The organism is Pseudomonas sp. Yb2C2 (assembly GCF_052112325.1).
GTDB lineage: Bacteria > Pseudomonadota > Gammaproteobacteria > Pseudomonadales > Pseudomonadaceae > Aquipseudomonas > Aquipseudomonas marginalis.
The window spans coordinates 223,905-230,414 of record NZ_JAVAJK010000010.1; the positions used below are offsets into that span (position 1 = coordinate 223,905).

At 61.4% G+C, this 6,510-nt stretch carries 5 protein-coding genes; 4 read left to right on the plus strand and 1 reads right to left on the minus strand.

All coding sequences use genetic code 11. The annotated features are described in order from the left end of the window. Window positions 1-58: 58 nt before the first annotated feature. The 4 genes from Q8X51_RS16490 to Q8X51_RS16505 all read left to right on the plus strand — a co-directional run bounded on the left by Q8X51_RS16490 (window position 59) and on the right by Q8X51_RS16505 (window position 5,469). Window positions 59-850 (plus strand): fimbrial biogenesis chaperone, encoded by a 792-nt coding sequence (locus tag Q8X51_RS16490; protein WP_235865589.1) that lies wholly within the window; start codon window positions 59-61, stop codon window positions 848-850. 167 nt (window positions 851-1,017) lie between these two features. Further along, window positions 1,018-3,591: a fimbria/pilus outer membrane usher protein gene (locus tag Q8X51_RS16495; RefSeq protein WP_256097782.1), complete on the plus strand. Its 2,574-nt coding sequence runs from the start codon at window positions 1,018-1,020 to the stop codon at window positions 3,589-3,591. A 64-nt stretch (window positions 3,592-3,655) separates the two neighbouring features. Then, window positions 3,656-4,690 (plus strand): fimbrial protein, encoded by a 1,035-nt coding sequence (locus tag Q8X51_RS16500; protein ID WP_407694406.1) that lies wholly within the window; start codon window positions 3,656-3,658, stop codon window positions 4,688-4,690. Continuing rightward, window positions 4,687-5,469, plus strand: coding sequence for a fimbrial biogenesis chaperone (locus tag Q8X51_RS16505; protein WP_407694405.1), 783 nt, complete (start codon window positions 4,687-4,689; stop codon window positions 5,467-5,469). Before Q8X51_RS16500 ends, Q8X51_RS16505 begins: the two co-directional genes overlap by 4 nt. Here the strand turns inward: Q8X51_RS16505 and rarD are convergent. Then, window positions 5,438-6,319, minus strand: coding sequence for an EamA family transporter RarD (rarD, locus tag Q8X51_RS16510; RefSeq protein WP_065927790.1), 882 nt, complete (start codon window positions 6,317-6,319; stop codon window positions 5,438-5,440). The genes Q8X51_RS16505 and rarD overlap by 32 nt on opposite strands. Window positions 6,320-6,510 lie beyond the last annotated feature (191 nt).

Genomic DNA, 6,510 nt, shown 5'->3' on the forward strand with positions numbered 1-6,510 from the left:
GAGATCCTCGCTCGACCCGGCGGTCGGGCGCAGGACAACTGTTATCAAGGATTACCCGATGCAGGATTTACTGATGATCTTAAGTCGTCGAGCGATGTGCGTGGCGATGAGCCTGTCCTTGGGGATGGCCTCGCACATGGCGCACGCGGGCGTGGTTATCGACGGTACGCGACAGATTTACCCCGAGCAGCGACGCGAGGTCACCCTACGAGTGACCAATGATGACAAACATGCACCCCGCCTGGTCCAGGCATGGCTGGACGCCGGTGACCCAGAGGCAGCGCCGTCGCTGAGCGATGTGCCTTTCGTCCTGTCTCCGCCGGTATTTCGCCTGGACTCAGGCAAAAGCCAGTCCATGCGCCTGTCCTACACCAAGGCACCGCTGCCTGCGGATAGAGAGTCGCTGTTCTGGTTGAATGTACTTGAGGTCCCTGGTGCGACCAGTGAGTTTGATCCCACGCTTGAAGACGACCAGCGGAACCACTTCAAGTTCGCGTTCCGTATCCGCACCAAAGTGTTTTTTCGTCCGGCGCAATTATCCGGAACACCCGAGGAGGCGCCCGGGCTGTTGCGCTGGTCCCTGGCGCGGGTCGCCCAGGGCAACGAGATACAGGTGCATAACCCATCGGCGTATCACGTCACCTTCAACGACATTGCCCTGCTCATGGGCGCTGATCCCGACGCGAAAAAACTGATCCTGCCGGAAGGAATGGTGGAACCAGGAGGCACATTGAAGGTACCGGTGCCGAAAGCCGCGAAGGCAATACCTGCTGATGCGCGGGTGAGTTTCACCTACATCAACGATTTCGGTGGCTTTTCATCGGTGCAGCCTGCTGTGTTGCACCGCTGAACGCGTCCCCGGAACGTTGACGATGGCAAGCAAACGTACATTTCCCAGCGGCCACTGAAGTCATAACTATGCCTAGTCACATCCAGGTAAGGGTGCATCGTTGCGCCCCGATTTTGCCATTCCAGCCTCGCACGATGATGTTGGGTGGTTTGATGAGTGCGGCCGTGATGGCAAGCGATGCCGCGCTTGCGTCTGAGTTGAGCTTTGATCTGAACGCATTCTCCAGTGGCCTGGCGTCGTCGGTCGACACGTCACGGTTCAACACCGGCAACCCGATGAGCCCCGGCCTGTACCGCGTAGATATCGTGGTCAACGGCCAGGCATTGGGCCGCAGGGAGGTGGAGTTCGTCGCAGCCCAGGCAAAGGCCGGTGCGCAGCCGTGCTTGAGTCGCGAAGTGTTGGAAAAGATCGGTATCGCGATGGATAAAGTCGATACCGAGGCCCATGGGCGCGAGGTCGGCAACCCTGCCGCAGCCGGCCAGTATTGCGGCGACCTGGGGCAGTGGATTCCGATGGCGTCCAGCACTTTCGACCCGGGTGCGCTCGAGTTGGCCGCCAGCGTGCCGCAGGCCTATATGAAGCGCTCCATGCGTGGCTACATTGACCCCGAGTCGCTGGATGAGGGGATTGCCGCAGGGTTACTCAATTACAACTTCAGCACCAGCGCAGTCACCGCCGGTGAAGGTGACGGTCGTACTTACCTGGGCCTCAATGCGGGGATCAATCTGGGCGCCTGGCGCTTGCGGCACCAGGGCGCCCAGGCCTGGAGCAATCGCACAGGCTTCGAGACTTATCAGAACACGTCCACGTATGTGCAGCGCAGTATCATCCCCTGGCAGTCACAACTGACCCTGGGAGACACCTTCAGCAACGGACAGATCGTCGACGGGGTCCGCCTGCGGGGCGTGACCCTGGCCACCGATGACCGCATGCGCCCGCAGACGCAGCAAGGCTATGCACCGCAGGTACGGGGTGTCGCCGACAGTAATGCAACGGTCACGGTCAGCCAGAACGGCTACACCATTTATGAGACCACGGTGGCGCCTGGCCCCTTTGTCATCAGTGACCTGCATGCCACCGGTTACGGCGGTGATTTGATCGTCAGCGTGACCGAAGTCGACGGGCGTCGGAACACCTTCGTCGTGCCGTACTCAGTGGCCCCGCAACTGCTGCGGGCCGACACGACAAAATACAGCGCCACCCTGGGTGAGGTGCAGCAAAAGGGCATCGATGCCAAGGGGGCGAGCGTCTTTCAAGGCACTCTGCAACACGGCTTGACCGATGACCTGACGGTGTATGGCGGCGGCAGTCTTTCCAAAGGCTATGAGCAGGGAAAGGTCGGTGTTGCGTTGAATACGCCCGTCGGCGCGTTTTCGCTGGACACCGCCACCTCACGTACCGCGGTGCCTGACCATGGACGCCTGACCGGGCAAAGCCTCGGGCTTGGCTACAACAAAAGCCTGCCGGCATCGGGTACGCATTTTGCGCTGGGCGCGTATCGATTCTCCACAGAGGGATACCTGAACCTTCCGGATGCCCTGAATGTGCGTGAGATCGCGAGCCGCTCCGGTGATGTCAACGGCTATGCCCGGCAAAAAAGCCGGCTCGACCTGACCATCAGCCAGCAACTGGGCATCGGCACCTTGAGCCTGTACGGCAGCTCTGTCGACTATTGGGGCGGTGAGGAGGGGCGCCAGGTTTCATTCACCGCCAGCTACGGCTCGACCTGGAACAAGCTCAACTGGAACCTTTCGGCGCAACGTTCCAGGATCCAGGACACGCGGCAACTGACCCAAAGCGAGCTCAGTGACGATGTGTTCTTCGGGCGTATCGGCCAACCTGGGCGCATCGATAACCGCTACATGCTCACACTGTCGATGCCCCTGGGGAGCGAGTCGAGGTCGCCGACGATCAATACTTCGCTGTCCCGGGATACCGGCGATACACGGGGCAGCCAGCAGCAGGTGGGCATCAACGGCTTCCTGGGCGAGAACGCCGAGGTCAACTACGGTGTTTCCGCCCACCGTGCGACCAGTGAAGGCACACGCTCCAGCCAGTTCAACACCTATGCGGGTTATCGCACCGATGCCACCCACCTGCGCGCCGGATATGGCCAGAGCCGCGATAGCTCGCAGCTTTCGTTCGGCGCCGACGGCGGGGTAGTCGTGCACGCCGACGGTGTGGCGTTCTCGCAAAGCCTGGGCGAAGCCTCGGCGCTGGTCCATGTGCCGGGAGCCGAAGGCGCCCGGCTTGGCGGCGGCGGCGGTACACGGGTCAACAGCAAGGGATACGCCGTCGTGCCCAATCTGACGGCGTTCCAGAACAATACGGTGGAGATCGATCCGGAAGGCATGTCGCTGGATGTGGAGCTTCAGGAATCGACCCGCAACGTCGTACCGACCTCGGGTGCGGTATCGCTGGTCAAGTTCGACACGGTCAACGGCCGGGCAGTGGTGGTCAAGGGCGTTCGCGAGAATGGCAGCCCGCTGCCATTTGCCGCACAGGTATTCGATGGGCAAGGGCGTGAGGTCGGTGTGGTGGGGCAGGCCAGTAAAGCCTTCGTCCGGGACATCCCGCAGGAAGGCCGCCTGACCGTCAAGTGGGGCAGCAAAATCGCCGAGCAGTGCGATATCCACTATCACATGCCGCCGGCGACCGCCGGCCAGCGACAGGTCACTACCGACTTCATGCAAGGGGTATGCGTGGCGAGCCAGGCTCGCCAGGTGGCAGGCCAGCCATGAGCGAGCGCCGATTCATGATTGATGCGATGCATGACTTATCCGATATGACAGAGGTGTTGTTTTCATGACTAGGTTTTCGCTTGTCAGCGTGGTGCTGGGAGGATGGATGGTGGCGCTGGAAGCTCAAGCGATCATCTGCGCCCCCGGCCCGTCGGTGAATATTACTATTCCCCCGATCACCGTTGCGGCCGGGCAACAGGTAGGGCAAGTGATAGGGGCCGCCAGCGGCTATCGCTTTGACAGCCCTCCAGCATCTGCGCTTCGGTGTACCCAACGCATTGCTTTTGGGGCGCAGGCCAGGTTGGCGCTGGTCAATAGCTCGCCGACGGGCCAGACATTTTCCGCCAACGGGCTTTCAATGCCGGTGCACGCCACCAATGTGCCTGGGGTCGGGTTTGCCATGATGGCGAGGGACCCGAACCGGCCGTTCGCAGCCATCAACACCGCAGGTGTCACACTGATTGTTGGAGATAACAGGGCAAGGCCCATCGTCCTCGGGCTTGATACCCGTATCTATTTTGTAGCCACGGGCCCCATCACCGGCGGCACGATCGCCGCCAGGAACCTTGCAAGGTATACGATCACCGGCACGCCCATCAGCGGCGCCGGTTATTACGCGGTGAACTTCTCCAATATCACGATCAATGCGCCCCGCAAACCCACCTGCAGCGTCACCACGCCTTCGGTCGCAATGCCCATGCCAGCCGTGGCTGCACGCGACTTTCGCGGGGTGGGCAGCTTCGCCGGCAGCGTGACCCGCAACATCACACTGTCATGTGCGGGCGGCACCAGCGGCGCTACGCGTGACGTATTTATAACGGTGACAGACCAGACCACGCCGGCCAATCGCAGCGATGTGTTGTCCCTGACCCCGACCTCCGTGGCCAGCGGCGTCGCACTGCAATTGCTGCGGGGGAGCACACTGGTGCGTTACGGCGCCGACTCTACGACCATCGGCAACCCGAACCAGTGGCTGGTCGGCACAACCGGCAATGCAACCGTGCAGATTCCTTTGACTGCACGTTATATCCAGACGGGCTCATCGATCCGGCCCGGCAGCGCGAACGGGTTGGCGTCCTTCACAATGAGCTACCGATGAGCATCGCGCTGTGGAGCAGGGGCCTTGGCGTACTGATGAGCTTGCAGGTGATCGTCGCGCAGGGTGAAATCGTGATTGACCGCACACGTGTCATCTATCCGGGCGCCGCGCGCGCGGTGGTGATCAACCTGCACAATGAGGCTGACAGTCCGCGCCTGGTGCAGGCGTGGATCGATGACGGCGATGCGGCGGCGGCGCCCGAAAACAGTGATGTGCCGTTCACGATTACGCCACCCATCGTTCGCATGAATGCAAGCACCGGACGCGCCTTGCGGATCATGCATTATCAAACGCCGAAGCCGATGGCTGGCCGGGAGTCGGTGTACTGGCTGAACGTGCTGGCAATCAGGCCGAGCGTTGAGGCCTCGGCTGAAACCAACGTCCTGCAATTTGCCTTTCGTACGCGGATCAAGCTTTTCCTCCGGCCCGCCGAACTGCCGGGGCAGGTGCAGGACGCGGCTCATGCGCTGCAATGGTCCGTAAGCGGTGGAGGCGAGGCGGGGTTGGAGGTGCTTAACCCCACGCCCTATCACGTGACCTTGTCCGGGGTGGTACTGACACTCCGCGCAGTGGAGCATCGCAGCGAAGATCCGCCGATGGTCGCGCCCTATGGGACTGCACGGATTGCGATGCCCGGGCTGCCTCACGAGGGCCTGACCGGTACGCAAGTACAGTTCACCACCCTGGACGATGAGGGTGCCATTCAGCACCATCAGGCGCTGTTGCGGCCTGTCGCCTGTTCGTCGCTCAAGCCCTGCGCTGACGCACCAGGTGCTTGACCCCTTCGAACACCAGGACCATGACCGCGATCCAGATCGGGATGTAGGTCAACCATTCGCCGGCCTTGATGCCTTCACCCAGCAGCAGCGCCACCACCAGCAACAGCACCGGCTCGACATAACTGAGCAGTCCGAACAGGCTGAACGCCAGCAGGCGGCTGGCGATGATATAGCTCACGAGCGCCGAGGCGCTGATCAGGCCCAGCATCGGGATCAACCCGTACAGCTTGGGGTGGGCATCCATCACCGCAAAGCCCTGTTCGCCGCTTTGCACAAACCACCAGGCCACCGGCAGCATGAGCGCCATGTCCAGCCACAGTCCGCCCAGGTGGTCGGTCTTGAGGTATCTGCGCGCAATGAAATACAGCGGGTAACCGATGATCACCACCAGCGTCGCCCAGGAGAACCCGCCGGCCTGGAACAACTCGTTGAGTACCCCGAGGCCGGCAAAAAACACCGCGATCTTTTGCAGGTAGGACAACTGTTCGCCCCATACCAGGCGCCCGGTCAGCACCATGGTCAGCGGCAGCAGGAAGTAACCCACCGATACATCCAGGCTGCGCCCGTTCAGCGGCGCCCACATGAACAACCACAACTGCACGCCCAGCAACGCCGACGACAACACCACACCGCCGATCAGCCGAGGCTTGGCCGCCAGCACTCGCAGCAATTCCCAGACCCGCCGCCATTCGCCGCTGACGATCATGAACACCGTCATGCACGGTACGGTCAGCAACATGCGCCAGCCGAAAATTTCCAGGCCGCTCAATGGCGTCAGCAATGACGTGAAGTAATACATCACGGCAAACAACACCGAGGCCGACACCGATAACACAACACCTTTAGACACGCTGTCCTCGCGAAAACCGATTTCAAACAAGTAGGGGAGTTTCAACAGGGGGATTATGGTGCTTTTGAAGCGGGAAGGGCGCGCTGTTTTGGGGCGTTTTCAGGAAAATGTCTCGCTGCCGCTGTCTGGGTCTGCTTGGTAGGGGCAGTCGGGGTGTTGTTGTTGTTGTGGTGGTGGTGGTGGTGGTGGTG